A 26864-nucleotide genomic window follows, 5' to 3' on the forward strand; every position below is an offset into this window, starting at 1 on the left:
GTTTTACACCCAGTTATGCCCTTGTCTTTCAACCAGTGTATTGCTGTCTTCCGGGCCCCAGCTTCCAGCTTTATAATTGGGAAATGATGAGTCTTTATTATTTTCCCAGGCTTCCTGGATAGTGGTGACAACGTCCCATGCCTCTTCCACCTGGTCAGAACGCATAAATAAGGTAAGGTCACCAAGTAATGCATCCTGTAATAAAGTTTCATAAGCTTCAGGAGTATCTTCCTGACAGGCAAAATTATCAAAAATCATTTCCACAGGTTTCAGATCCATGGCAAGTCCTGGCTTCTTGGCCATAAACAGAAGCCTGATATCCATCATGGGCTGGATGTTAATGATTAACCTGTTGGCGGATAAATGATGTGGAGTATCTGAAAATGTTGAATGAGGCAGCGGTTTAAACTGAATGGTAATATAGGAATGTTTTTCTTTCATTTTCTTTCCGGTACGAACGTAAAAAGGCACATCCTGCCATCTGTCGTTGTCCAGATAAAATTTTATAGCAGCAAATGTTTCTGTGTTTGAATCAGAAGCAATTCCATTTTCCTGGCGATATCCTTTTACTTCGGTTCCGTCGATAATACTTCTCCCATATTGGCCTCTTACAGCGTAATGATCAACCTGATCGGAAGAAATTCTGCGAATTGCTTTTAAGACATCCACTTTACGATCTCTGATTTCACCGGATTTTAAAGAAGCCGGAGGTTCCATAGCCACCATGCACAGAATCTGCAACAGGTGATTTTGAATCATATCTTTCAGGGCTCCGGTTTGTTCGTAGAAAGCGCCTCTTGTTTCAACACCTACTTCTTCTGCCACCGTAATCTGCACCGATTCTATATATTTATGATCCCAAAGCGGCTCAAAAATAGAATTTCCAAATCTGAAAGCGAGTATATTCTGTACGGTTTCTTTCCCCAGATAATGATCGATACGGTAGATTTGTTCTTCTTCAAATGTTTCTGCCAGAAGACTGTTCAGCTCAACGGCAGATTGCTTGTTGTGCCCGAAAGGTTTTTCGATAATGATTCTGTCTTTTTTTGAATCTGAGGCTAATGAAGTATTTTTGATGTGATTGGAAATCGTGGAAATAAAGTTGGGCCCGATTGACAAATAGAACAATCGATTGGCTCTCATTCCATAAACGGTATCGAAATCCTTTAATTTCTGATATAAATCTTTATAAGACTGTTCTTCATCCAGCTGGTGCTGAAAGTAGGTAATATGAGCCTGAAAACCTGCCCAGTCTTCGGAGGTTACCTTCTTTCTTGAAAAATCTTCCAGATTTTCTTTAACGTAATTTCTGAAATTTTCGTCTGTATTTTCGGCTCTTCCCAGGGCAATAATATTAAAGCCTTTGGGCATCCTTCCATCTATATATAAATTATAAAATGCCGGAAAAAGTTTTCTTTTGGCCAAATCTCCTGTAGCACCAAAAATAATGATTGTAGTGGGCTGCAAAATTCTATTCTCGTTCATTTTTACCCGGTTTATTGATTTACACTCTGCCATGATGTATGGAAAACGCCCTCTCTGTCAAGGCGCTGATAGGTATGTGCCCCGAAATAATCACGCTGAGCCTGGATTAAATTGATAGGAAGATATTCTGTGGTATACGCATCAAAATACCCTAAAGCTGTCTGAAGTCCTAAACCTGAAACTCCGCTTGAAACCGCAAAGGCAGCTGTTTTTCTTAAGGAACCTATTTTTTCTTTCACTATCGCGGCAATATCAGCATCCAATAAAATATTAGACAGATTCGGATCTTTGGTATAAGCTGTATAAAACTTTTCTAACAGGACGGAACGAATAATACAACCTCCTCTCCAGATTTTTACTACATCTTTTAAGGGAATCTCAAAGTTATATTCTTCAGAAGCCTTCACGAGTAAGGCCAATCCCTGAGCATAGCTTATCAGCGTAGCCAGATATAAGGCATCTCCTACTTCTTTAATGAATTGGTCTGTATTTTCAGGGGTTGCAATTTCTGCTTTAGGATACAATTGAGAAGCCTGAACCCTCTCCTCTTTATATGCTGATAAAATTCTTGAAGTCACGGCAATATCAATGGTCGGAATGGAAACTCCGATTTCCATGGCTTGCTCGGAAGTCCACTTTCCGGTTCCCTTTGCCCCTGCCTTATCCAAAATCTGATCGATAAGATATTGATCTGTGAATGTATCTTTTTGCTGGAAAATATCTCTGGTGATTTCAATCAGGAACGAGTTCATTTCTCCATTGTTCCATTCTCTGAAAACCTCATACAATTGATCATTATTGAGTTTCGCCCCTCTTTTCAGCAAATCGTAGGCTTCACTGATCAGTTGCATGATTGCATACTCGATTCCGTTGTGTACCATTTTCACATAGTTTCCGGCAGAACCTTTCCCCATATAAGCTGTACAGGCTTCATTATCTACTTTTGCAGCAATTGCTTCAAGCATTGGTTGTAGAAGGTTGAAAGCTTCTAAATCACCTCCGGGCATTATACTTGGGCCTGTTCTCGCTCCTTTTTCACCTCCCGAAACGCCCATTCCCATAAAGTGCAGGTTTTTTGAACCCAGATCAGCAATACGTCTGTTTGTATCTTCAAAGTAGGAATTACCGGCATCAATTACGATATCTCCTTTGCTTAAAAGCGGGGTAATATTTTCGAGTACTGCATCTACAGGCTTTCCGGCGGGAACCATCAGAATAATTTTCCTTGGGCTTTCCAGTGCAGCTACAAAATCTTCTAAAGATCCTATACCTTTTACTTTCATTGTTGAAGTGGCGCCTTCTTCTAATTCGTTTACTTTTTCTTCGTCGAGGTCAAATCCTGCGATTGAAAAACCATTATCGGCAATATTATAAAGAAGATTTCGCCCCATTACTCCAAGGCCAACCATTCCGTAATTATATCTCTCCATTGTATTGATATTAATATGAATTCTATTATACAGAGAATAAAATTACGCAAATGCTTAGGAGGAAAAAAATAAAGCAGGTAAAAATTTTCAACTGCTTCTACTTATCGTTCATTTATAAGTTGATACAATGGTATTATTTTTTTCGTGTTTAAATTTTTATAAAAAAATAAAAATATAGTTTTTTCTGTACAATAGTTTCCTTTATTTGATCGGAGCCCCTAAATATCAATGTTTTACCACAAAAAACTTTATTCCATAATACCGTATTTTCAATAAACGGAATAAAATTCAATCATTATAATGGGAATGATCTATTAAAATGGTACTAGTATTTGAAATAATTAAACTTATCTTTACAAAAATTTAAATTAATGAACTACAAGCTTGAGCTCAATACTCAGGAGCCTAATTCTAAAATTGTTTTTAATACCATCATATTTGATTCTTTTAAAATTAATATCGTTGAAAGATACATTGGGTCTGCAAAATCCCGTCCTACATTGTGTGAGGCTCTGTTTAAAGTGAGAACTTTAGATGACCAGCTCGTTCAGAGAAGAGATGGAAATACGAGAGTAAAGATCAAAGGAGATGATTTTGAAACGTATCAGGGATTATCAAAAACCCTGAATTCTTATGAGTACAAAAACAAACTCCTTAGCAGAAAAGATGCTGATCAGGATTATGTTCACTTTATTTTGAGATTAGTTATTACCAATTACGATCTTAACTAGTACTTATTGCAATCTTTCTTTACACTTCAGAAAAATGAATGCCTATATTCATTTTTCATGTGTTATTCTCCGGATTGAAATCATAGAGCGGGGCTGGCTCCGTTTTTAATATAAGAACAAATAAAAGCATAAAACCCGGAATTTCTTTTCTAGAAATTCCGGGTTTTATGCTGTAATATATCCGTAAGAATCAGTACTGTCCGTGATCTTTAGAAACCGGAGTATTTATACTTATTTCTATTTTTACACCTTTTCAGAAGTCTTAAAAAACGCATGAAAAACATGCCCTTGCTTATAGAAATAAAAAAAGACGGAAAAAGATTTTCCGTCCGGTTAATGATATTATCTCATTGCAGACCTTCTTTGAAAGAAAGTCCGGGGCTTTTAGTCCTTATTTTACCACTCCTTTGAATGAAAGTGTTTTAGGTGTTTTGCTTTCGCTTGTCGTAACATTTACAGTTTTCATAAATGGTCCTGCCGCGGCTGCATTAAAACTTGCTTCTACAAATCCTTTTTTCCCCGGCTGGATCGGAGTTTTTGTGTAGTCTGCTGTGGTACATCCGCAAGAAGGTGCTACATTTTGAATAACAATGGGTTTTGAACCGGTATTGGTAAATTCAAATCTGATTAATTTCGGTTTTCCCTGAGGAATTGTTCCTACATCGATAGATTCTTTATTCCATTTGATGGCATCAGCCAATAGGTTAACAACAGAAACTCCTCCGTCAGCGATAACATTTGCATAAAAAGGAGAAAAGGCCAAGACAGCAAGAAGTGCAGTGATTTTTAAATTTTTCATGAGTATATATTTTAATTATTAAACTTACATGACAGGTTTTACGTTTGTTTCAGCAAATGTAAAACCCAATGTTGAGAGAAGTTGTTAACCACTTTCAAACATTTGTTAATGAGTTGTTAATAGCTGGCAATAAATAGATATTTTTGGATAATATTGCTTCGGCTAATGGAAATAAAGAAACTTAATATCATCATCACCCTGGGTTTTGTGGCTATTATCGGTATTTTAATAGCTCAACTTCTCTGGGCCCGGCAAGCCTATACGCTTGAAGATCAGAAGTTCAACCAGAAAGTAAATATTGCGTTGATGGAGGTGGTAGAAAAATTGTCAGGTAAAGAAAATTCCTTTACCGAAAATCCGGTACAGAATATTGCCAACGATTATTACCTTGTCAGCATCAATAAAGAAATTCATCCTACCGTCCTGGAATATTATTTGAAAACATCATTCAACCGTTTTCAGATCCATACCGATTACGTGTATGCTTTATATAACTGCCATAATGATAAGATGATCTACGGAAAATACATCTCTTCTGCCCAGGAAAGTTCTAAAACCAAAGTAATCCGCTTTCCGAAACATAAAAATCTGGTGTACTATTTTTCGATCCGTTTTCCTGATAAAAACACTTATCTGATCAGCTCTCTCCGGTTCTGGTATGTTCTTACGTTTGCCCTTATCATTATTTTGCTGGTCTATGTATATTCTATTTATACAATTATCCAGCAAAAGAAATTTTCTGAGCTTCAGCGCGATTTTATCAATAATATGACGCATGAGTTTAAAACGCCGTTGTCATCCATCCTGCTGGCCTCGGAATCTCTTAACAAACAATCTGCCGTGCAGGAAAATACGAAACTGCAAACCTATACTTCGATCATCATCAATCAGAGCCTGAAATTGAACAGCCATATCGAAAAAATACTCAATATTGCTAAAAATGATGCTTCAGGACTTTCTTTAAAACTACAAAAAATCACGTTACTTCCTTTTTTGCAGCATATTGCGGAATCTGTAAAGCAGAAAAATGAAAATGTGAGTATTGAAATAGCTATTGACCCCGGTATTTTCATTACTGCTGATGAATTTCATTTCAGCAATATCATCTACAATCTTCTGGATAATTCCGTTAAATACTGCGAGATTCAACCTGAAATCATGATTTCGTCACATAAAACGACCAAAGGCATTTATCTATCCTTTAAAGATAACGGAATGGGGATTCCTGCTAAAAATATTCCTCATATCTTTGATAAATTTTACCGAGTAAATACAGTGAAAAGTGACGAGATTAACGGTTTTGGATTGGGCCTTTTTTATGTAAAAAAGATTGTTCAGCAGCACAACTGGAAAATTTCCGTTGAAAATAATCCGGATGGAGGAATTACGACCACGCTTTTCATTCCTTTTTAAAATATCTGACATGGAGAAATCAAAAATTTTATATGCTGAAGATGATGAGACAATCGCTTTCCTGATCCAGGACAGCCTGGAAAATTATTATCAGATCAATCATTATCCGGATGGAAAATCGGCCCTCAACGCCTTCAACAGCCAGAATTTTGATATTTGCTTGCTCGATATTATGATGCCTGAAATCAACGGTTTTGATCTGGCTAAAAAAATCCGTGAAGAGAATTCTGAGATCCCGATCATTTTTATTTCTGCCAAAGCGCTAAAAGAAGACAGAATCAAAGGATTAAAAATTGGTGCTGATGATTATCTGGTGAAGCCCTTCAGCATCGAGGAATTAATCCTTAAGATCGAAGTTTTTCTGAAACGTTCCAAAAAAACACAGACTGTCCCTTTGCAATACAAGGTCGGAAAATTTGATTTTGATCCTAAAAATTACACGCTGCAATGTGATGAATGCTCTGTCACCCTTACCCAAAGAGAATCTGAGCTTCTCCTGTATTTCATCCGAAGCAAGAATATTGTATTAAAAAGACAGGATATTTTGCAGGCCATCTGGGGTGATGACGATTATTTTTATGGGGCGAAGCCTTGATGTATTTATTTCCCGGTTGCGAAAAATATTAGTCAATGAACAGAATATACTCATTGAAAATATACATGGAATAGGTTTTAGGTTTTCGGAGAAGTCTTAAAAAGCCTATGAAAAAACCTTTGCCAATACTACTCCCACTACCAGAGCCACTACAGCAGCGATAACAATTCTGGTATAATCGGTTTTGCTGTTCTTTATTTCCGTATTCAACCGGGAATTCTCCTGTTGAAGAGATTCCATTCCGGCTTTTAAAGAGGCGGTTTTTTCATTGATCGCTGATTGTATATTTTTTCGTGAAGGAGGGCAATTTCTTTTTTATAGCTTTCCATTTCTTCCTGACGCTGTTTCTGCTGTTCTGCAAAGTTCTTTTGCGTCTCCTGAAGTTGTCTGGCTGATGATTCCTGAAATTTCTGGAATTCTTCGGTTCTCTTTGAAAGCTGTTCCGTCAGCGTTTTTATTTGTTCGCCATGTTTTTCTGAAAGATCTTTTTTCAGCTTCTCTACTTCTTCATTCCGGACTTTAAGCTGTTCTGTAAATGTTTTAACCTGATTTTCGGCCTGCTCTTTGAAGGTTTTCTGGGCTTCTGTAAATTCGTCGTTCTTTTTTTTAAGCTGCTTTTCCAGTGTTAAAACCTGTTCCGCAAATTGCTTGGTGACATCTTTTTTAACCTCATCAATCAGCAACGCCCTGGAATTAGATTTTTCATGTGAGAGTTTCTCTACTATTGCATGAAGGCCTGCACCATAATCATGAGGCAGATGGAATCTTTTATCGGCCAGCTTATCCAGCAGGGTTTCATCCACTGTATGTCCGATAGCCGTTACCGTTACTGCCTGTAAGTCAATAAATAGCTCAGACAGAACAATATCATTAAAAGTTTCCATACTCTGGCGGTCTCCTCCTCCCCTTACCAATGCAATGATATCATAATCCAATACAGAAACCTCCTCCAGTTTTGAGACTATCGAGGTAGATGAAGTAATACTGCAGGTATATTCCGAAATCTGAAAATACTTCTGTGAAACATCCAGACCTTCGGCAAAATCACGCTGAACAATCGCATTATTTCCATAAATATTGGCAATTCTGATCGGTTCATCTTTTAAAATTTTGTCCCTGATCATAGATTCAAGATCTTTAGAGCCTTTTTCAAGTTTTTTCTGGATCAGCTCATATCGCTGCAGCTCTTCTTCTGAAATGGCTCTCTCTTCCTGCTGAATAATCTCGTCCACTACAAAACGCAGTTCTACTGATGAGTTCTTGATACTTTTTTCAATATATCCTCTCAGGGTATAGACTTCATTATTTTCAATCTTACTTCTTAATAGGGCCGAAACACGTACCCCGATTGAAATATTATCAGATTCTGAAAACAAATTGTCATAGTAATAGTTTCCATAGGCTTTCCCACCTCCAAAAGCATACCTTCCTTTGAGATAAATGAGATTAATTGTTGCATTCAGTTTTAAAGCATTGCTGAATAAGCCCAGGACAGATCCGGGTGAATATATCTGATAAGCAAGTTCGTTTCCCTGCATGGTATGAATAGAGAATTAAATGATGTCTTCAAAGGTATTGCTATTTTATGATATTAGGGAGTTTGTGGTTTATAAAATAAGTCATATGAAAACATTTACTTCAATTTTTTCAATCATATCCTATGGAAAATATTATTATTTCATCTTATCCTTTTATGTTATAAAAGATAATCTGTCTTTCCTCATTTTCTTAGTTCCGGAATTCTTTGTAATTTGCATTGAGCTTGTTTGTTGCAGATCTGGAAACAAAGAAAGGCTCTCTGATGATCCGGACACCATATAAAACCGTAAAACCAAATGCTTTTAGAAAAACTCCTGAAGGAATTTAATGTACATGAAAACCTGTTCAGTACGGAAGAATCCAGAGTATTTGATCAATATTTTGAGCAGATACAGGTTCCGAGGAATACGTTTTTGGTTCAGGAAGGGGAAATAGAAAAATACAGCTATTTCATATTTAAAGGTATCGCCCGTTGCTGGACATTAAATCATAAGGGGGAAGAGCAGGTCTTCTGGTTTTGTAAAGAAGGGACCTTTTCCATGTCTAATATCTCATTTACCCTGCAGCAAAAATCAACCTTTACTGTACAAACTGTTGTAGACAGCAGTATCTACAGAATTGACAAAGAGAAAACAGAACAGTTATATACAGCCCTACCGAATGTAAAAAATGTATTTGGTGATTTAACTGCGCAGCTCCTGAACAGATTGCTACAAAGAAATATTGACCTGATTAAATATTCACCCGAACAGTATTACCTGCAGATGATACATGAGTATGGAATCACTTTAAATTATATTCCTTTAAAAGATATTGCATCCTATCTCGGGATTACACCACAGGCTTTAAGCAGAATCAGGAAACGTATTTTTTAACCTGGGTTCAGCAGAGAATATTGATAAAGACCGACCTTTGCTTTTCAAAAATTACCATTATGATTAGAGAGATTACAACATCAGACTACCCCCGTTTGATGGAAATATGGGAAAGTGCGGTTGTACATACCCATGATTTTCTGAAAGAAGAAGATTTTACGTATTACAAACAGGCCATTCCCGGTTATTTTGAACATGTTATCCTTTTCGGGATTGAAGAAAACAATCAGTTAGCCGGATTCATCGGTGTCAGTGAGGGAAATATTGAGATGTTATTTATTCACAATGACTTCCGGGGCAAAGGATTGGGTAAAAAACTGATTATCTATGGGGTGGAATATCTTGGAATCACTCAGGTGGATGTGAATGAACAAAATATTCAGGCTGTTGGATTTTATAAGCATATGAAATTTAAGGTTTTGAAAAGATCTGAACTGGATGGACAAGGAAAAAGCTATCCGATTTTGCATATGACGCTTAGCAAAGACTAAATAAGGGTTTTCCGAAAATAACAAAAGAGACTTCAGAAGTCTCTTTTGCCTTAAGGAGATAGTAAGATTTTCCCGGCTCTGCCGGGAAAATATCCCCAGCATCTTATATAAAAATTCGAGCAAAAATTAAGATGATATAAGATGAATTTCTTTATTGCTCCACAATGGTAAGTGAATTATAAGCGCCACCTCCTGAAATATCGAATTGACTTATGGTACCGTCAAAGGCTACGGTAATCCAGGTAAACGGTCTCAATTTGTCTCCTTTATTTAAGTACACACTTACGGTACAGGCTGACCCCACCGGAACGGCATTAGGACTTCCTCCCGTATCAGAAGCATAGCCATTATTTGTTTTTACCCTTTGTGTAATGGTACCGGCAGGATTCCTGACTTCCCATATCGCTTCTGTCTGATTGTTTCCGCCTGTATTCACCTGGCTCGATTGAAGAGCAAAGGTAAAGGTAGCAAAGTAAACGCCCGTTCTCGGTGCAATAAACTCTCCTGTAGCAGGATCAAAATTATTTGTGGGAACTCCGGAATCGGAATCCAGTTTTTCCGACCAATTGGTCAAATAGGAGGATCTTCTTTGTACAATACCTGATTTGGCACCAATTTCTGAAGGTGTTGCACTTTCAAATACATACGTATCCTGACTGTTCTTATTGGCCATGACCACGATACGAGGCTTTCCTTTCGGAAAAAAACTCACCCAATTGGTGCCGTCAGAAAATTCCAGATACCCTTTTACTCCGATCGCAGGGCTGGCCACATAGCGTAAGGCTCCGGCTCCGGCCTGTACAGCCGTTTTATTTGTATTTCCTATGGCTATTGCGCCATTTGTTCCGCTTCGTAAATCTACGGCAACTTTCGGGTTGGAAACCAGTACTCCCAATCTCCCGTTTTTATCTACAATAACTTTACCTGCGTCAGTTTTAATTTCAACCGGATTGATTGGATCCGGGATCCCCAAGCCTATTTGTGCCTGTGTATATCCGCCCCAAAAAGGAACGGCACAATGATTCTGATTACCTTATTAAGCTCATTATATTTCATCATTATCTGTTTTTAAAGTTCACTAATACTCAGGTTATTAAATTTCCCGTCATTCAAGGTATTTCTCGCAGAACCTATATTGTGTTTAACACTAAATTTAATTGTGTTTCCTGCTTTAAGGTTAAAAATTGCATTACAGTTTCCGCTGATATAATTGCTTACGGTACCGGCCTGAAATGCAGGATAAGAATTGACTGTTTTAAATATTGGAATATTTTCTGTGCTACGGTCACTTTCGATTGCTGTTTCTATAAAAGTATTCTTGGGAATATTTCCGTTGGCGAGCGTAATGTTGAAGGACACCAGATAAAATCCGTCCCTTGGAGCAGTAAAAGTACCGGTTGCAGGATCAAAATCACCACTTGTCCCACTTCCTGAATCTACGGTTTCAGTCCAGCCTGTCACATAAATGGTGGAATTGCTTCCAATTCTTTGTGCAGAAGCTTTACTAGCATTAACAAGTGCTTTTACCGGTGGGGCAAGGGGCAATGCTATCCACTGTTCTCCATCCGAATATTCTAAAAAACCGTTGCTGTTATACCGTATCGCCCCCGCTCCCGCTTCTACTGGTGTCTGAGTGCCTGTTCCAAGACCTACAAGCCCTTTATTATCTGTTGAGCGAAGATCCATTTTGGTAACAGGATTTAAAACACCGATTCCCACATTTCCGGCAGCATTTACCACTATGTCATTTGAAAGTTTCTGGCTATCAGGTGCAGTACCGTTATCTTTTGCAGCATCTATCTGCAAAGGATGAATGGAATTGGCAGTAAAAAAACCTACCTGAGCAGCTGTGTACACGGAAGAAAAAAACAGAATCCCGGCAAGCAGCTGATGCGCCTTATTGATTTTATGTTTCATACTGATCTATTTCTAATGTTCTATGATGGTTAAATTATTAAATCCGTCATCCGGATTGGTAGGATCCGCGGGATTGGTGGTTACTCTCAATGCCACGGAGCCAGTTGATACAAGGTTATGCCAAAGCCTTGTTGCTACCTTGGTACCCGCAAGTAACGTCAGGGTGACTGTACTTGATCCTCCGGCCTGTGTAGCACGGGTCGCATTGGCATCATCTGCAGTTCCTGTCATAGACTGCCCGAAAGTCTTGTAAACACTTGCCAGGACAGTATTCGTTGTGGTATTATAAAATTGAGATTCTACCCTGGAGCTGTCATTAATAACTTCACCGTTAAAATTAAAGGTCAGTAAAAAAGTATACGTACCGTCGCGGGGTGCTGTAAATATTCCGGTTGTACCATCAAAACTATTACTCATATCCCGTACCACATTCCAATTGATGATATTGGTAGCCAGATTCTGAGTGATCGACTGGCTCGATACTTTACGGGCAACAATAACCACTTTTTGAGGGGCTACATATGCTTTATGCCATACCGATCCATCCGATACTTCGATCTTAGCACCTACCGGTGTATTCACTACATCATACCGTACAGCTCCTGCTCCGGCATCAGAGGCGCTCATTGTTGTTGTACTGAGACCCAGCGCATTTTCCGGTGCTGCAGATCTCATATCCAGTTTTACCTGCGGATTAAGAACGCCAACTCCAATAAAACCTGTTGTCTTGTTAATAATAAAGTCATTGGATATCTGCGCGGCGCTTGGTGTCCCATTCGCAGGGTTATCTTTCGTACCATCTACATGTAAAGCTCCTTGAGGATTTGAAGTTCCTATCCCAATTTGGGCACTAACATGATCGACACAAACATACAGACCTCCTAAAAAAAGCAGTGCAATATGTATTCTTTTTTTCATTTGTTTTGATTTTTATGGAAATTATGTTTTGAAATTTTGGATATTCCTTTATCATTAATTGATAACTGAGAAATAAAAAAAGGTATGAAAGTAATTAAACAAGAAACCGTTGAAATGTTTTGCTGACAAGTATCCTATCGAATGGTGAAGTATGATTTTGAGATGACCGATTACGGCATATCATTCTTTTTATATTGATGCCACTATTATATAACTCTTTACAGTCACATGTGTTTTTCATAGTTTTTTCTCATTTTGGTTTCGCACCAAAAGTACTATATTTGAAGGAGATACCATTCATTAATCTTATAGATATAATTCGATAAAAGGATAATATTTATGTTTTAAAAACACATCTTCTTTTTAAGTGGTTCCTGGCTGTTTTACTAAAATTATAAGCATGCTTGGCATTTTAATTTTTGTACAGGATAGGAATAACGGAGACTGTTACCCTGAATGTATAAGGACAATATTTGCATATTTTTCACTCCCGGAGATTTCTGTGATGAAATTCAGGCAGCTGATACAATTCTACAGTATCTCACTCACCGAACAATGAGCTTAAAAAAACGATAAACGGAATCTTCCTTATCTAACCTGTAGTATGACTTTATTTTTTGGTTTTACTCCTTAATTTCCAAAATTCACAAAATGAGGGATATCTGCTGCAAGATTATTGATTGGTAAAAGATTGTTGCGGTTGCTGTTGAAATCAAAAACAGAATTATTATCAAAAGGAACACGGGGATAATACATGAAGGAAATCTGAATTCTGTTGAAAACCAGAAACGGATTATTGATCAAAACCCCGATGCCGATTTTGGTGTTTGCTTTTGTTTTCAGAAGGGTATCATTAGGCATCCCCAACCAACCCACTGCTGCCGTTAAATAAGGACTGAAGTGAAAATTCTTCCATGTTTTATTGATAAACATCTGAAGCTGATATCTTAGCACAAGTTTTTTGGTTCCAATATAATCTGAGCTGTAAACGGGAAACTCATTCTGGGAAGTAAGCGTAATCCTGTCTTTATAAGAATAGTTGTGCTGCGGATTTCCCAATGCCAGAGTGGGAGAAAAGAAATGTCTTACTTTAGCAAATTTCCAATCGGTAAGATGGGTAAAATAGGTCCCGTCAAGACGGAAAGACTCACGGTTTTGATTGTCTTCGTTAAAGAAGCGCCCAAACTGGGCTCTTACGTTAAAATAGCCCAGGCCTGTAAACGTACCGTAGGAAGCAGAAATTCCTACATAGGGCTTCACCTCATTACTTCTTGATAATCCTCCGGCAGTAATAGTAAGCGATTTCCCGTAAGCGATATCTTCCGGTAAATCATATTGAAAAATATTTCTCTGAACCGAAAAGCTCCTGTTAATGAATCCAACAGACATCAGAAAACTGCTGTACGATTTGAAATATTCATACCTGTCAATTCCCGGGCTGTCCTTATATTGATAATTCTGAAATCTACCGATCACCGCAATATTACTGGAGACCTTCTGGCTGGCATCAGAGGAAACAGGAATCTGATAACCACCCCACAGGTCCTGGTTGTATACCTTGATTTGAACCTCCGGATAAGCCGTATCTGCTCCAATAGGCAGCAAAACATTCCGCATAAAATACTCAAAGGTAAAACCTCCTGCCCATTTTGTTAAAGGGGAGAAAAAGTCTCTTCTGACATTGAAATTAATTCTTTCATTTCTAAAAAAATCCCTTTCTCCTAAAAGCTGCGCATTGATATAGGTACCGAAAAGGTTATACGCCGTGTAACTCCCCAAAAGATAGTTTTGTTTCTCTTTGGAGTCATTTCTGTACAGGAAATCTAATGTATGGCCTAATCCCAATACATTTTCTTCAGTTAATCCCAATCCAATCTTGCTTCCTGAATAGCTTAGTCTTGGTTTTAAACTCCAGGAATCAAGTACTCTTACAACAACATCAATAGAATCTTTAGCCGATGGATCCTCTGAAACACTGATATTCACTCTGTTTACAAAAGGCATTGCTCTGAGCAAACGCTCGGACTCGTACAGCTTCTGGGCATTGTATTCTTCACCTTCCTTAAAAAGTAAATAATTATTAGCCGTCGAAATTCTGGTGGTGGAATGAAGGTGATCTTTCAGCCAGTCATACCACTTGAGCCTTTCTTTACTGTCTTGTGAACCATATCCAAAAGGATCAATAGGCTCAATGCGTATCTTTCTGATGTATTTTTTATTGTATGTATCCTGAGACAGCTTCTCCGTTATTGACTTTACGGAAGTGGAATCTGCCTCTCTACGGAATATCAGACGATGAATGAATTTAGTCACTTTCCTTTGATCCGAAAATTCTTCTATTTTGTAATACAACGAGTCTTTTTTTTTCCTGTGCCTGTAAAAAGAAAAAACCGCATAAAAAGAACAGTAAAATTGTAATTGATTTAGTCATTAGCCATCGAAATTCAAGAACTTTATGATATCAATTTATAAGCCAATTGAGATGAAAAATATACTAATGTTCAGAAATATTCTGAGGAAAGATGGATTTCTTTCTTATTGTTTAAAGTAAATTTATATTTCTATGATAAGTAACGGCATACGATATGATGTAAACTCTATATTCTCTCACTGATTCTTACAATGACTTAAATAATTGATCTTATGAAAATTGCTACTTATAATGTGAACGGAATAAACGGCCGGCTGCCGGTCCTGCTTCGATGGTTAGAGGAAGCTCAACCCGATATTGTCTGTTTACAGGAATTAAAAGCTCCTCAGGAACGTTTCCCGATTACAGCCATAAATCAGGCCGGTTATCAGGCCATCTGGAAGGGACAGAAAAGTTGGAACGGTGTTGCCATACTGGCAAAAGATCGTGAAATCATTGAAGTGCAGCGTTCTTTACCCGGTGACGATGATGACGTGCAAAGCCGCTATATTGAAGCGATTATCGACCAGATTGTCATCTGTTGTTTTTATGTTCCCAATGGCAACCCGTATCCCGGTGAGAAGTTTGACTATAAACTGGCATGGATCAAGCGGCTGCAAAAACGCAGTCAGCAATTCATAGATATGGAACTTCCCGCCATTCTCATTGGTGATTTCAATATCATTCCAAATGCGGAAGATGTCTACAAACCGGAACGCTGGGAAAATGATGCCTTGTACCGGAAAGAAGTAAGAAAAGCCTATCGGGAGCTCATCAGGAAAGGCTGGACTGATTCCATCAGAAACCTGTTTCCCGAAGAAAAAATTTATACATTCTGGGACTACCTTTATAAAGCATACGAACGCAATGCGGGAATACGGCTGGATCATATCCTGTTGAGTCCCTTACTGAAATCAAGGCTAAAATCAGGAGGTGTCGACAAATATGTACGGGGATGGGAGAAAAGCAGTGACCATGCGCCGGTATGGATCGAATTAAATAAAAAATAGAAGCAGACCTCACCTTTTCGTTTACCTTTTCTCCATGACATATTTAATATCATTTAAAAAACATAATATATTCCGGAAACGGGCTTTTACACACATTCTTTTTTACTTATTTTTACTTCAAAATATATAATAATAAATGAGAAAAATTGTATTCACGGGAATAGCTGTATTGGGAGGGCTGGCAGCATCACATGCACAATGTAAAACGGTATCCGCAATTACGGAAAATTTTGATACCTGGAAGGATATTAATAAATGCTGGACTGCTCAGTCCGGAAAAGGAATGCTGTATGCCAGTGATAAAAGAATTATCTTTTATTCTATGAACAGTCCGGGAGAAAATATGTACCTGGTGACGCCGAAAATTAAAGCAGGAACTTATACGCTTTCTCTAGATCTTTCTGACAACGGAGGAGAAACAACATGGGAATTCTTCTCTATCAACAGCACGACTGATCCTAAATCATATGTCTCAATTGCAAAACCTTCAAAAATAACAGGAGACAAAAAAACACTCCATATTTCTTTAAAAAAGGACTCCTTCCTTGGTCTGAAAGTTATGTTGAATGGTGTACATCAGGCCGTTTATGTGGATAATTTTTCTTTAAAACCCAAACAGTAAATTGCAAAAAGATATTCAGTAAAGAAAAATCCTTAGTATGTCAAAAAAGTAGAAAAGTTCGATTCAGCGCGTCTTTTCTTATATGTAGATCATCGAACTGTATTTTACTCCTTCTGATGGTTCTTCATTAATTCAAAAACTAAAAACCTACCGCGGCAAACATTCTGTTATGCTCCCTGATTCCTTTTTTCGGTCACAACTTTACTTTTTTCTGATATTTAGCTTATTTTTAAAATTAAATTGTACTTTTGTTTCTCAATTATGCAAAAATTTCTCAGAGTCTTTTTGTCTTCTCTTTATTCCTGATATTTATTTCTAATGTCAGTGCTGTCAGTACATGTTTCAATCATGCACAGCACTCGAAGAGTAAGTTGATCTATAAAAAAGGTTCTAAAGAAGAAAAAATCCCCACTATTTCTCAGGACGACGAATGCCAGTGTGCCCTTCATATGCACATGAACAATATTCTTCTCCCTGAACCTTTGGATATGGATTTTGCGATCAGTACCACTAATGACAGCGAAATGCCACAGCCCAAAGCTGTTTCTTACCGTTGTCTCCTGGATTTCTTCAGTTCCAGGGCTCCCCCATCTGCATTTTTCACGGTAGCTTAAATTAATCCTGCCGGAATTCTATCCATACAGATTTTTTAGTCTGTATCACTACTTTTTGGATACATACGGTTTTATGGCTGTATAGGTCCTTATTATTAATGGGGTGTATTCAATGCCCGTTCAATACGATTCATGATTACCAATAATTTTTATTATCAGGGGATAATTCACTTTATTCCCCAAAGTCCTGTGAGGCTCTTCAGTGTAGCATTCGTCACAGTATCCACAGTATTTCATTCTCAATCCCGCCATCCGGATACTTTATCAACAGCGGTACAAACTGTCGAAATCATTGGAAGAAAGTCTAAAGACTATACTTCAGATTATTCTTTTGCGGCGACTAAGATTGCTATGAAAAACAAGGATCTTCCTTTAAGTCTTAACACCGTTACAAAGGAACTGATCACAGATCGCCAGGCCTTCCAGCTTGGAGATGTTATGAAAAATGTAAATGGAGTATCTCCTTCCAGTTATTATAATCAATACAATATCAGAGGCATCAGCCAAAATGAAGAAGGACAGATTATCAACGGAATGCGAACAAGGCAGTATTACTTTTTACAGCCTATGACTTCCAATATTGAACGCGTGGAGGTTTTCAAAGGGCCTGCAAGTATTACCATGTCCAGTGCCGATCCCGGAGGAACCATCAATATGGTAACAAAAAAACCGCTGTCAGTTTCCAGGCATGAGATCAGCTTATCAGGGGGCAGCTATGACACCTTTCGTATAGCAGCAGACCTTACCGGGCCCTTAAACAAAAGCAAAACCCTTCTCTACCGTTTTAACGGAGCCTATCAGAATGCGCAGTCATTCAGGGAGCACGTCAAAAACAGTGGTATTCTCTTCTCTCCTTCCGTGACATTTGTTCCCAATGAAAAAACATCTGTCAATGTGGAGATGATTTTTAATGATCTGTATGGAAATCTGGACCGTGGGCAACCTATTTTTGGGGCGGTAGCCGGTAAAACTGACCTCAACAGTACGCCCAGAACATTGAATCTCGGTGCTCCGGACGACTTTTTTAAAACCAGAGATCTTATGATCATGGGAAGTGTAGCTCATCATTTTAACCGATCAGTCAGCTTCAATGCCTCTTATATGAAACAGTACTGGCGGGAAAACCTCCAGGAACACAGAACAACCAATTCTTTTGTTCCGGATATGAATAATAAACCTATATCGAATCTGGCTATGATGCAGTTTGTTCAAAGGAAGCAAAAATGGGCCGTAGATAATATCAATGCTTATTTTAATTTCACTTTCAAAACCGGACCTGTACACCATCAGGCATTAATAGGATATGACAACCAGATCTGGGAAAAACGGAAGGGAGGCCAGCAAAATGCCGCAAGAGGTTTTCTTTTAAAAGACGGGTCTGTAGTTTCATCTTACAATCCTGCAAAGGCTGCTGATTATCAAACCGTCAATTACAACGGGATCCTTTTGCCTAAACCCAATGTCGATCCGTTTGATCTGACGCCGGGAGCGGAGAATCATCAGGGAGCGGATTTTAACACAATTAATATCACTACAGCGCTCCCTTCAGCACTTACCACTACCCACGCTGCTTATATACAGCATCTTCTCACCTGGAAAAAGTTTAAAATATTATCCGGCATACGTGAGGAATGGTTTCAGGATACTACGAATTTCAGAGAGAACAATGAATCTTCTTTTAAAAATAACAAATTGCTGTACCGCTTCGGAATCACTTACAGTTTGACGGATCATCTTAATCTGTACGGGACATACCTTACCGGCTATCAACCGCAATCCAATACGGTCACCTTAATGCCGAATACCTCTTCTCTTTCCGGTTCTGAATCTGCAGCAAGATTTAAACCTTTAACCTCAGACCTTAAAGAACTGGGTATCAAAGCTCAGCTTTCCGGAAAGATATCATTGAATATTGCAGTATATGAAATTAACCAGAGAAATATTCTGATTAATGCCAATAATCCGTCAGAACCTGATGAACTTGTACAGCGTGGTGCGGACCGCAGCCGTGGATTTGAAGCCGAGCTGACAGGATATATTCTTCCTCAGTGGCATATTTACGGAGGATACAGTTGTATTGATGCTAAAATACTGGATGATACCAATCCCGATCTTGTTGGAAAAAGAAAGGAAAACACATCTAAACATTCTGTCAATGTGTGGACACGCTATAATTTTTCCGCAATCAATGCTGTAAAAGATTTTGGAGTTGGTATAGGTGTACTTTACCAGAGCTCCAAGGTACCATGGTTTACGAGAAGCTTTGAAATTCCTGCTTATACAACAATAGATGCGGCCATCTATTACAGTCCTCCGTCATCTCATATTCAACTGTCTTTCAATCTGAATAATATAACCAACAGGGTATACTGGATCGGAGCGCAGAACTACCTGAGATTATTTCCGGGAGCCCCAAGAAATTACTTACTAACTGCTACTTATAAATTTTAAATTATGGCGATTTCAAATGTAAAACTGATCGTAAAAAAGACCTGGCAGGACCTGTTTAACGGGAAGCAAAACCTGCTTATCACGATCACTGTACTCCTATTCTGTATGCTGAGCATTGGCATAGGATATACAAAGTACACTGATAATTTTTCAAAAATAAAAGAATACCGGAAAGAGGTCCGGGAAAACTGGGAACACAGGCCCGATAAGCATCCTCACCGTATGGCACATTATGGTTATCTGGTTTTCCGTATGGGTCATCCTCTGAGTATTTTTGATAACGGACTGGATGATTATCTTGGAAACGTCATATTTCTGGAGGCTCATAAACAGAACACCGCCAATCTTTCGGAAGCCGCAAGCTCAGGCACTCTGGTCAGATTCGGAGCATTCAGCAGCGCATTTATCCTGCAGAGTATAGTTCCTCTGATTATTATTTTTTCCGGATTTGGCTTAGTTGTACAGGAACGGGAGAATGCAACTTTAAAAATCATCAGTGTCCAGGGGGCTTCAGGAAGAGATCTTATCTGGGGAAAAATACTGGGACTCTGGTTCTTTTCTCTATGTTTCCTGATTCCGGTGATTCCCGTTGTTTTTTTAGCTGCATCCATGTCAGGGACTACAGGCCTGGCTGATATTTTACAAAGATTGTCTTTTTTGTTACCGGGTTATATGATCTATTATTTTTTCATCAGTACGTTGACCGTTGTTGTTTCTGCCAACAGTAAAACTACTTCTTCAGCACTGATCAGCCTTATCGGTTTCTGGCTTCTTTTCATCATTATTTTACCGAAAGGAATTCAGTTTGCCGCACACAACCTCTATCCGGCTCCTTCCCGAATTGCTTTTGAGACCCATCTCGAAAAGGATATTTTAAAAGCAGGAGACAGTCATAATCCCGATGACCCTCATTTTAAAAAAATCAAAGATTCTTTACTGGCTTATTATAAGGTAAGCACGACCAACGAGCTCCCTTTTAACTATGGAGGATTTGTAATGAAAGAAGGGGAAAAAATAAGTTCATCCATCTATATCAGGCACCAGAAAAAACTGCAGGACCTGTATCAGCAACAACAGGATCTTACAGATATTTCAGGGTTTATCAACCCGGCAATTGCCATCAAAAATTTTTCCATGATGGTTACAGGAACAGACTTTTTCTCTTATACCCAATTTCAAAAACAGGCTGAAAAATACCGTTATCAAATGGCTCAACATCTAAATGATCTGCAGATTGAGCACATCAGCAATATAAAACCGGAAAAAGGCGGTCCGCCTGCGATCATTGATCATGATAACTGGAAGAAATTCCCGGATTTTGATTATCAGTATACTTCTTTGTCTGATAGTATAAAAAAACAGTCAATACCTGTAATTGCATTGCTTGTATGGTTGATTATATGCATCACCGTAATTGAAATAAGTGGAAGAAAATTAAAATTAATCTAAATGAATCATTATTTATATACCCAATTTTATCGCAATAAAGCGTACACCATTGCTTTGTTATTTTTATTTCTGGCAGGCCTTATGGCAATTTTCACCGGGAAAAAATTTCTGGATCGAAATGAGGATGTCATTTCAAAAAGCGGAACATTTCAAAGGGAAAGTATCGAAAGGAATACCAGATTTCATAAGGATGATCTGGGTCTGGTTCTTTATTACATCAAATTTAACCTGGTTAATGAAACTCCCAGACTGGCTGCTCTAAATATCGGCATGAGAGACCTGAATCCTTCCATACAGGGAGTAACCATCCGAAATCTGGAGGAACAGCGATACAATTCAGATTTTTATAATCCGGCTAATGCTGCGGCAGGAAATTTCGACTTTAGTTTCGTTGTGGTTTTCCTTTTTCCATTGGTTATTGTGGCGTTTTGCTATAACCTGATTTCTGAGGAAGAAGAAAGGGGAACGTGGAAGCTTCTGGCCGTACAAAGCGGAAATTTAAAAAAAATAATGGACCATAAGATGTTGATACGGTTTCTGGCAATCTCTTCAGTTTACGTGGCTTTGCTCATTATTGCTTTAGTTTGGATAGAAATACCTTTAAACAAATATTGTATCGCTTTTATGGTCAGTGGATGGCTTTATATTGTATTTTGGTTTACCTTGTGCCGCTGGGTTATTTCCTTTAGAAAATCATCTGCCCAAAATGCATTGATACTGCTTATTGTATGGGTAAGCATGAATTTTATTATTCCCATGAGCAGCAATATTCTGATTCAGAAGATGTATCCTGTGCATGAATCGCTGAAAGCGGTAATACAGCAAAGAGACGGCTATCATAATAAATGGGATGAGGCCAAACGTCCTACTATGGAAAAGTTTTACAAAGTGTATCCCCAATACAGAAATTTTATCGTTGAAGAAAATGACTCTTTCAGCTGGACCTGGTATTACGCTATGCAGCATATGGGTGATCTTGAATCTTCAGAATCTTCAAAAGAGTATACGGAGAAAATGCAAAAAAGAAATGATGCCGCTGTTTATCTTGGCTATCTGCTCCCGAATCTTCATACTCAGCTTGTGGAGAGTCACCTGGCAAAAACTGATATGAACAATCATTTACAATATTCTTCTGCAATGAGAAAATTTCATGAAGAAAAAGATTATTCTTTTATCCGCTTATTTTTTCAGGAAAAAATGCCGATTCTATAGACTGGAGCCGGCAGATTATACAAGTATTCAGTGCTTCTGAGCGCTTAAAGCTTATACCACTTTTCCTGCCTTATCTGATTTTCATTACCTTATTTATCATCCTTTCACAAAACAAATACAGAAAACTATGTTAAAAACGACCTACTTACATAAAAAATACAACGACTTTACAGCCCTTCATTCCCTTAATCTGGAAGTAAAGAAAGGGGAAATATTTGCGCTTCTGGGACAAAACGGAGCGGGCAAAAGTACTACAATCAATATTATTCTGGGACTGATTAATGCCACATCCGGTGATGCATTTATCAATGGTATTTCGGTAAAAGATCATCCTCAAAAGATCAAGCAGCATTTAGCCTATATTCCGGAAACAGTACTTTTATACCCAAATTTGACAGGAATAGAGAACCTTGACTTTTTCTCTAAAATTGCTGGATTTACTTATCACAAAGAAGAATTATCAGCATTACTGCTGCGTACCGGCCTTCAGGAAACAGCGCATCATAAAGCATTGGGAGGATATTCAAAAGGAATGCGCCAAAAAGTAGGAATTGCCATTGCTCTTGCCAAAGATGCAAAAGTACTTCTCCTGGATGAGCCTACGAGCGGACTCGATCCGATCGCTACTGCAGAATTTACAGAAATTGTGCGTCAGCTGGGCAGAGAAGGCAGAACGGTTCTGATGGCAACTCATGATATTTTTAATGCAGCAAGTGTAGCCACGCATATTGGGATCATGAAGCAGGGTGAACTGGTGCAAAATGTACCTTCCAAAGCATTTACAGCACAGGAATTACAGGAGCTATATCTTAAAACAATGTAATCCCTGTTTCTTTTCACAGCCTATTCATCTATCAGATGTTACCATTAAAAATGCCAAACGGGAAAACCATTTGGCATTTTTTACGGCTCATAAGTTTTAACAATTAACCGTATTAATTTTCATACGGGTCAGTTTTATCCCATAGAGTACTCTTCATATACTTTTGCTATAAGCTCATTAGGTTGTATATTTCTGGAGAAAATCGGGTAATGAAAACGATCCAGTTTATTCAGAATACGGATGAGATCCATCTTTTCATGGTGGGAAAGGTTTCCCGCAACAATATTGGTCGCTTTACGAATTTTTTCCATCTGCCTTTCTAAGGCAACCAGCCCAGCTTCTGAAATATGAATAAGTTTACTGCGTTTATCGATATCAGATTCAATCTGTTCTACCCAGCCCTGGCGGAGCAGTCGGGCAATGATCAACATTCCTACAGGTTTATCGTGAATATTCTTTTTAATGAGTTCCATTTTGGTCATCTGTCCGAAAGCCTTCAGATTGATCAGATAAATAAAGTCTTCCTGGGTTGAAAATTCAGAATTTGCAATGGCCGATTTTGAATAGGTCTTTGCGTATCGGTTGAGATGAACAAGTAACGTATTAATGGCACTTTCAGGGGTACGCCCATTTTCTTTGCCTTCCCAGTAGGGTTCATCCGGATTGTCCTGTAGTACGGGATTTTCTTTATCAAACATCCATGTCTTAAATCCCTGAAGAGTCCCGGGATAGGAGTCTGGCCGGGCCTGAACTTCTGTTTCAAACTCTTCCAGCAATACCATAAAGTCTTTGATAAGTGTATAATTCATTTTAATTAAATAGTTTACAAATATACTTCTTTTATAGTTTATAGTTTATTTTGTATTTAATATTATTCAAAATCTTCAATATCGATTTATATTTTTATGTAAAACTAACAAAATATGGTATATTTTTTACAAATTCTTACCGGCTATGGTTTATTATTTGTAATGTCTTGTCTATAATTTTTAACGTAACAATCATTATTAACCTCTAAAAATTTCAGACATGATAATAAGTGAAGATTTATTATTGGCCTATGGTGCAAATTATGAAACCTTTGAAGCAAATGAAACTATTTTTCACGAAGGTAATCTGCCCAAGTTTTATTTTCAGATTAGTCATGGTATTGTTGAACTTAATAATTATCATGAAGACGGCAAGGAGTTTACCCAAAATATTTTGTCTGACGGTCAAAGTTTTGGAGAATCGTTTCTATTTGATGATAAGGTCTATCCTACCAACGCCACAGCTAAGACGGCTTGTACCGTCATTAAGCTCTGCAAAACAGATTTTTTCAACTTACTGAATCAGAACCAGGATGTGTCTTCCAGAATGTTTAAATGTATTGCAGACAGGTTATATTACAAATATGTGATGCTGTTTAATGTATCCTCACCGGATCCGGTACTAAAGATCAAAACAGTAATGGACTGTCTCAAAGGTGATCATGATCATCATAAACATTCTTTTCAGATTCCGCTTACCCGCCAGCAATTAGCCAACCTCACCGGCTTGCGTGTCGAAACTGTGATCAGGACCATTAAGAAAATGCATAACATCAATCTGGTAAAAGTTCACAACAGAAAAATATTTTACTGAAATGTACAATTGCCTAAGATTGATCCGGCGAAAAGAGCTATATCCAATAGAGATATAGCTCTTTTTGTACTTTCATATACAATAAGCAAACGCTGTTTACACCAGATAAAACTGATCGAGTTTTTCTTCGCATAAGGTTTGAATAACCTTGATCCAGCGGTCTTCATCATTTAAACACGGGATATACGTAAAGGTTTCGCCTCCCGCTTCAATAAACTGTTCTTTTCCTTCTACAGATATTTCTTCCAAAGTTTCCAGGCAGTCGGAAACAAAAGCCGGGCAGACTATTGCCAGGTTCCTGATGCCTTTGGCAGGAATGGTTTCCAACGTATGATCTGTATAAGGTTCGATCCATTTATCTTTTCCCAATCTCGATTGAAAGGAGACAATAACTTTATCTTTTGGAAGACCTAATTTTTTAATAACAGTTTCGGTGGTATTAAAGCACTGGTGACGATAGCAAAAAGGGTGGCTGGGATTAGTTTCTTTGGAACAGCAATCATTCAGATTACAGGTTCTGGTAGGGTCTGTCTTGTAAATATGACGTTCGGGAACGCCATGATAAGAAAATAATAAGGCATCAAAATTTAAGGGAAGTTTCTCACGAATGCTTTCTGCCAGACAATCGGTATACAACTCGCGATGGTAAAAAGGCTGAATATAATTAATCTTCACATCAGGAAAATGTTTCTCCCTTACTTCTTCCGCTTTTTCAATCACCGTTTCAGTGGTACTCATCGCATATTGCGGATACAATGGGAAAAGAACAATCTCTGATACCCCTTTTTCAACCAGGTTTCTGATTCCTGTTTCAATACTCGGTTCCGCATATCGCATGCCAATTTCTACCGGTACATCCACTCTTTTTTGAAGTTTTTGCTGAACTTTTTTGGTGATCACAATCAGAGGAGAGCCTTCGTCTGTCCATACCGTTTTATATGCTTCAGCGGATTTTGCGGGCCGGGTTTTCAAAATGATTCCCTGTACCAGAAGTGCTCTGAAAATCCAGCGATAATCAATTACCTTTTCATCCATCAGGAATTCGTCAAGATATTCCTTTACATCTTCTACAGCCGTAGATCTTGGGGACCCAAGATTAATCAGTAAAATTCCTTTTTTAGCCAATGTTTGTATTTTTTAATAGTCAATTTATATTTAGTCTGCCAAAGCGTCTTTGTAGGTTTTCAATGCCCGTTCTCTTGCAAGTGTATGTTCTATAACCGGTTCTTCTTTATAATTTTCGGGAAGCCATTTTTTCACATATTCGGCGTTTTTATCAAACTTTTTTGCCTGTTCATACGGATTGAATATTCTGAAATAAGGAGCGGCATCACAGCCACAACCGGCTGCCCACTGCCAGTTTCCATTGTTAGCTGACAGGTCATAATCCAATAATTTTTCAGCAAAATAGGCTTCACCCCAACGCCAATCGATAAGCAAATGTTTGGTAAGGAAACTTGCTGTAATCATTCGTACCCTGTTGTGCATAAATCCTGTTTCATTAAGTTCCCGCATTCCGGCATCTACGATGGGATATCCGGTTTTACCTTCGCACCAGGCCTTAAAATCTTCTTCATTATTTCTCCAGGCTATATTTTCATATTTCTTTTTAAAACAATGATGTACAACTTTTGGAAAATGATAGAGAATCTGCATAAAAAATTCTCTCCAGATCAGTTCATTAAGCCACACTTCACTATGCTCAGAGGCATATTGTACACATTTTCTGATCGAAACAGTCCCGAAGCGAAGGGCGATCCCCAGATGTGTAGTATGGTCCAGGGCTGGAAAATCACGATATTTTCCGTAATAATCTATTATGTTTTTATTCAAAACAGGCAAAGTATATTCAATATCTGTTTTTTCAAATCCGATTTTTTTCAACGAAAGAATTTCTGAAGAGCCTTTATACGATGCAAAATTTGTCCATGTATTGGTAACAGATTCAATCTTTTTTAACTTCTCTTTCCATCTTTTTGAATAAGGAGTAAAAACGGTATAGGGAGAGCCATCATTTTTTACAATATCATTTTTCTCGAATATAACCTGGTCTTTGAAATCTTTGAAATGGATCTGATGTTGAGAAAGCTGTTCCGCAACATGCTGATCACGCAGAATAGCCTGCGGCTCATAATCCCGGTTACAAAAGACAGTATCAATGGGAAATTCATCCTTTATTTTTTCAAAAACTTCGGCGGGAGTTCCGTGATATACATACAATCCGGACTGATGCTGTAGCAATTCTTCATGAATATTCTGCAATGCCTGATGAATGTAATCTACCCTTTTGTCGCTTTTATCACGGAGCTGATCGAGAATCACCGTATCAAAAATAAAAACCGGAATTACCTTCAGCCCCGAATTAAGCGCATGGTGAAGTCCTATATTATCTCTGAGCCTCAAATCTCTCCTGAACCAAAAAACATTTACTTTATTCATAATTTATTCAATAAAAAA

At 38.1% G+C, this 26864-nt stretch carries 22 protein-coding genes and 2 pseudogenes; 13 read left to right on the forward strand and 11 right to left on the reverse strand.

Annotated features, from left to right (window positions below):
* Nucleotides 1-3 precede the first annotated feature (3 nt).
* Both H3Z85_21075 and gndA read right to left on the reverse strand, forming a co-directional pair.
* Nucleotides 4-1485: a glucose-6-phosphate dehydrogenase gene (locus H3Z85_21075; GenBank protein ID QPQ51691.1), complete on the reverse strand. Its 1482-nt coding sequence runs from the start codon at nucleotides 1483-1485 to the stop codon at nucleotides 4-6.
* An 11-nt stretch (nucleotides 1486-1496) separates the two neighbouring features.
* Nucleotides 1497-2915, reverse strand: coding sequence for an NADP-dependent phosphogluconate dehydrogenase (gene gndA, locus H3Z85_21080; protein QPQ51692.1), 1419 nt, complete (start codon nucleotides 2913-2915; stop codon nucleotides 1497-1499).
* A gap of 371 nt (nucleotides 2916-3286) precedes the next feature.
* On the opposite strand from gndA, the gene H3Z85_21085 reads away from it, so the two are divergent.
* Nucleotides 3287-3646, forward strand: a complete 360-nt coding sequence (locus tag H3Z85_21085) for a prevent-host-death protein (GenBank protein ID QPQ51693.1) — start codon at nucleotides 3287-3289, stop codon at nucleotides 3644-3646.
* Nucleotides 3647-4037: 391 nt separating this feature from the next.
* Here the strand turns inward: H3Z85_21085 and H3Z85_21090 are convergent, their stop codons facing one another.
* The gene (locus tag H3Z85_21090; protein ID QPQ51694.1) at nucleotides 4038-4445 is read right to left on the reverse strand and encodes a DUF1573 domain-containing protein; all 408 of its coding nucleotides are present in this window, start codon (nucleotides 4443-4445) and stop codon (nucleotides 4038-4040) included.
* Nucleotides 4446-4610: 165 nt separating this feature from the next.
* On the opposite strand from H3Z85_21090, the gene H3Z85_21095 reads away from it, so the two are divergent.
* Together H3Z85_21095 and H3Z85_21100 are read left to right on the forward strand one after the other, a co-directional pair.
* Entirely contained in the window at nucleotides 4611-5858 is a 1248-nt protein-coding gene (locus H3Z85_21095) for a HAMP domain-containing histidine kinase (GenBank protein QPQ51695.1), read from the forward strand.
* A 10-nt stretch (nucleotides 5859-5868) separates the two neighbouring features.
* Nucleotides 5869-6553 (forward strand): annotated as a pseudogene (locus H3Z85_21100) (response regulator transcription factor).
* Between the two features lie 148 nt (nucleotides 6554-6701).
* Here H3Z85_21100 and H3Z85_21105 read toward each other — a convergent pair.
* Nucleotides 6702-7991 (reverse strand): hypothetical protein, encoded by a 1290-nt coding sequence (locus tag H3Z85_21105; GenBank protein ID QPQ51696.1) that lies wholly within the window; start codon nucleotides 7989-7991, stop codon nucleotides 6702-6704.
* A 297-nt stretch (nucleotides 7992-8288) separates the two neighbouring features.
* Between H3Z85_21105 and H3Z85_21110 the strand changes: the two genes are divergently transcribed.
* Entirely contained in the window at nucleotides 8289-8867 is a 579-nt protein-coding gene (locus H3Z85_21110; GenBank protein QPQ51697.1) for a Crp/Fnr family transcriptional regulator, read from the forward strand.
* A 59-nt stretch (nucleotides 8868-8926) separates the two neighbouring features.
* On the forward strand, nucleotides 8927-9358 hold the full coding sequence (locus tag H3Z85_21115) for a GNAT family N-acetyltransferase (protein QPQ51698.1): 432 nt from the start codon (nucleotides 8927-8929) through the stop codon (nucleotides 9356-9358).
* Nucleotides 9359-9509: 151 nt separating this feature from the next.
* On the opposite strand, the gene H3Z85_21120 is transcribed toward H3Z85_21115, so the two are convergent.
* From H3Z85_21120 to H3Z85_21135, 4 genes and pseudogenes are all read right to left on the reverse strand, one after another.
* A complete protein-coding gene (locus H3Z85_21120) occupies nucleotides 9510-10331 on the reverse strand; it encodes a hypothetical protein (GenBank protein ID QPQ51699.1) in 822 nt (273 codons plus the stop codon).
* 95 nt (nucleotides 10332-10426) lie between these two features.
* Nucleotides 10427-11275 carry a hypothetical protein gene (locus H3Z85_21125; protein ID QPQ51700.1) on the reverse strand — a complete coding sequence of 283 codons (849 nt, stop codon included), beginning with the start codon at nucleotides 11273-11275 and terminating at the stop codon, nucleotides 10427-10429.
* 12 nt (nucleotides 11276-11287) lie between these two features.
* Entirely contained in the window at nucleotides 11288-12181 is an 894-nt protein-coding gene (locus H3Z85_21130) for a hypothetical protein (GenBank protein QPQ53969.1), read from the reverse strand.
* Between the two features lie 642 nt (nucleotides 12182-12823).
* A pseudogene (locus H3Z85_21135) lies at nucleotides 12824-14624 on the reverse strand (hypothetical protein).
* A 212-nt stretch (nucleotides 14625-14836) separates the two neighbouring features.
* Here H3Z85_21135 and xth point away from each other — a divergent pair.
* The 7 genes from xth (at nucleotide 14837) to H3Z85_21170 (ending at nucleotide 22784) form a co-directional block, all read left to right on the forward strand.
* A complete protein-coding gene (gene xth / locus H3Z85_21140) occupies nucleotides 14837-15613 on the forward strand; it encodes an exodeoxyribonuclease III (protein QPQ51701.1) in 777 nt (258 codons plus the stop codon).
* Between the two features lie 136 nt (nucleotides 15614-15749).
* Entirely contained in the window at nucleotides 15750-16235 is a 486-nt protein-coding gene (locus H3Z85_21145) for a hypothetical protein (GenBank protein ID QPQ51702.1), read from the forward strand.
* A gap of 248 nt (nucleotides 16236-16483) precedes the next feature.
* Nucleotides 16484-16849, forward strand: coding sequence for a hypothetical protein (locus H3Z85_21150; protein QPQ51703.1), 366 nt, complete (start codon nucleotides 16484-16486; stop codon nucleotides 16847-16849).
* 132 nt (nucleotides 16850-16981) lie between these two features.
* The gene (locus H3Z85_21155) at nucleotides 16982-19300 is read left to right on the forward strand and encodes a TonB-dependent siderophore receptor (GenBank protein QPQ51704.1); all 2319 of its coding nucleotides are present in this window, start codon (nucleotides 16982-16984) and stop codon (nucleotides 19298-19300) included.
* A 3-nt stretch (nucleotides 19301-19303) separates the two neighbouring features.
* Nucleotides 19304-20749 carry a DUF3526 domain-containing protein gene (locus H3Z85_21160; GenBank protein ID QPQ51705.1) on the forward strand — a complete coding sequence of 482 codons (1446 nt, stop codon included), beginning with the start codon at nucleotides 19304-19306 and terminating at the stop codon, nucleotides 20747-20749.
* On the forward strand, nucleotides 20750-21961 hold the full coding sequence (locus tag H3Z85_21165; GenBank protein QPQ51706.1) for a DUF3526 domain-containing protein: 1212 nt from the start codon (nucleotides 20750-20752) through the stop codon (nucleotides 21959-21961). It begins immediately after the preceding gene.
* Nucleotides 21962-22088: 127 nt separating this feature from the next.
* The gene (locus H3Z85_21170) at nucleotides 22089-22784 is read left to right on the forward strand and encodes an ABC transporter ATP-binding protein (GenBank protein ID QPQ51707.1); all 696 of its coding nucleotides are present in this window, start codon (nucleotides 22089-22091) and stop codon (nucleotides 22782-22784) included.
* A gap of 134 nt (nucleotides 22785-22918) precedes the next feature.
* On the opposite strand, the gene H3Z85_21175 is transcribed toward H3Z85_21170, so the two are convergent.
* Nucleotides 22919-23593: a MarR family transcriptional regulator gene (locus H3Z85_21175; GenBank protein ID QPQ51708.1), complete on the reverse strand. Its 675-nt coding sequence runs from the start codon at nucleotides 23591-23593 to the stop codon at nucleotides 22919-22921.
* A 220-nt stretch (nucleotides 23594-23813) separates the two neighbouring features.
* On the opposite strand from H3Z85_21175, the gene H3Z85_21180 reads away from it, so the two are divergent.
* Complete coding sequence (locus H3Z85_21180) at nucleotides 23814-24407, forward strand: Crp/Fnr family transcriptional regulator (GenBank protein ID QPQ51709.1); 594 nt, start codon at nucleotides 23814-23816, stop codon at nucleotides 24405-24407.
* A gap of 96 nt (nucleotides 24408-24503) precedes the next feature.
* On the opposite strand, the gene hemH is transcribed toward H3Z85_21180, so the two are convergent.
* Nucleotides 24504-25532 carry a ferrochelatase gene (hemH, locus tag H3Z85_21185; GenBank protein ID QPQ51710.1) on the reverse strand — a complete coding sequence of 343 codons (1029 nt, stop codon included), beginning with the start codon at nucleotides 25530-25532 and terminating at the stop codon, nucleotides 24504-24506.
* 30 nt (nucleotides 25533-25562) lie between these two features.
* Complete coding sequence (locus H3Z85_21190) at nucleotides 25563-26846, reverse strand: deoxyribodipyrimidine photo-lyase (protein ID QPQ51711.1); 1284 nt, start codon at nucleotides 26844-26846, stop codon at nucleotides 25563-25565.
* Between the last annotated feature and the right edge of the window lie 18 nt (nucleotides 26847-26864).

It is taken from the genome of Chryseobacterium indologenes, assembly GCA_016025055.1.
GTDB lineage: Bacteria > Bacteroidota > Bacteroidia > Flavobacteriales > Weeksellaceae > Chryseobacterium > Chryseobacterium indologenes.

Excerpts from the sequence above, each read along its gene's own strand:
- H3Z85_21075 (QPQ51691.1), bottom strand. The coding sequence starts at position 1,485 with ATGAACGAGAATAGAATTTTGCAGCCCACTACAATCATTATTTTTGGT.
- gndA (QPQ51692.1), bottom strand. The coding sequence starts at position 2,915 with ATGGAGAGATATAATTACGGAATGGTTGGCCTTGGAGTAATGGGGCGA.
- H3Z85_21085 (QPQ51693.1), top strand. The coding sequence starts at position 3,287 with ATGAACTACAAGCTTGAGCTCAATACTCAGGAGCCTAATTCTAAAATT.
- H3Z85_21090 (QPQ51694.1), bottom strand. The coding sequence starts at position 4,445 with ATGAAAAATTTAAAAATCACTGCACTTCTTGCTGTCTTGGCCTTTTCT.
- H3Z85_21095 (QPQ51695.1), top strand. The coding sequence starts at position 4,611 with ATGGAAATAAAGAAACTTAATATCATCATCACCCTGGGTTTTGTGGCT.
- H3Z85_21105 (QPQ51696.1), bottom strand. The coding sequence starts at position 7,991 with ATGCAGGGAAACGAACTTGCTTATCAGATATATTCACCCGGATCTGTC.
- H3Z85_21110 (QPQ51697.1), top strand. The coding sequence starts at position 8,289 with ATGCTTTTAGAAAAACTCCTGAAGGAATTTAATGTACATGAAAACCTG.
- H3Z85_21115 (QPQ51698.1), top strand. The coding sequence starts at position 8,927 with ATGATTAGAGAGATTACAACATCAGACTACCCCCGTTTGATGGAAATA.
- H3Z85_21125 (QPQ51700.1), bottom strand. The coding sequence starts at position 11,275 with ATGAAACATAAAATCAATAAGGCGCATCAGCTGCTTGCCGGGATTCTG.
- xth (QPQ51701.1), top strand. The coding sequence starts at position 14,837 with ATGAAAATTGCTACTTATAATGTGAACGGAATAAACGGCCGGCTGCCG.
- H3Z85_21145 (QPQ51702.1), top strand. The coding sequence starts at position 15,750 with ATGAGAAAAATTGTATTCACGGGAATAGCTGTATTGGGAGGGCTGGCA.
- H3Z85_21155 (QPQ51704.1), top strand. The coding sequence starts at position 16,982 with ATGATTACCAATAATTTTTATTATCAGGGGATAATTCACTTTATTCCC.
- H3Z85_21160 (QPQ51705.1), top strand. The coding sequence starts at position 19,304 with ATGGCGATTTCAAATGTAAAACTGATCGTAAAAAAGACCTGGCAGGAC.
- H3Z85_21165 (QPQ51706.1), top strand. The coding sequence starts at position 20,750 with ATGAATCATTATTTATATACCCAATTTTATCGCAATAAAGCGTACACC.
- H3Z85_21170 (QPQ51707.1), top strand. The coding sequence starts at position 22,089 with ATGTTAAAAACGACCTACTTACATAAAAAATACAACGACTTTACAGCC.
- H3Z85_21175 (QPQ51708.1), bottom strand. The coding sequence starts at position 23,593 with ATGAATTATACACTTATCAAAGACTTTATGGTATTGCTGGAAGAGTTT.
- H3Z85_21180 (QPQ51709.1), top strand. The coding sequence starts at position 23,814 with ATGATAATAAGTGAAGATTTATTATTGGCCTATGGTGCAAATTATGAA.
- H3Z85_21190 (QPQ51711.1), bottom strand. The coding sequence starts at position 26,846 with ATGAATAAAGTAAATGTTTTTTGGTTCAGGAGAGATTTGAGGCTCAGA.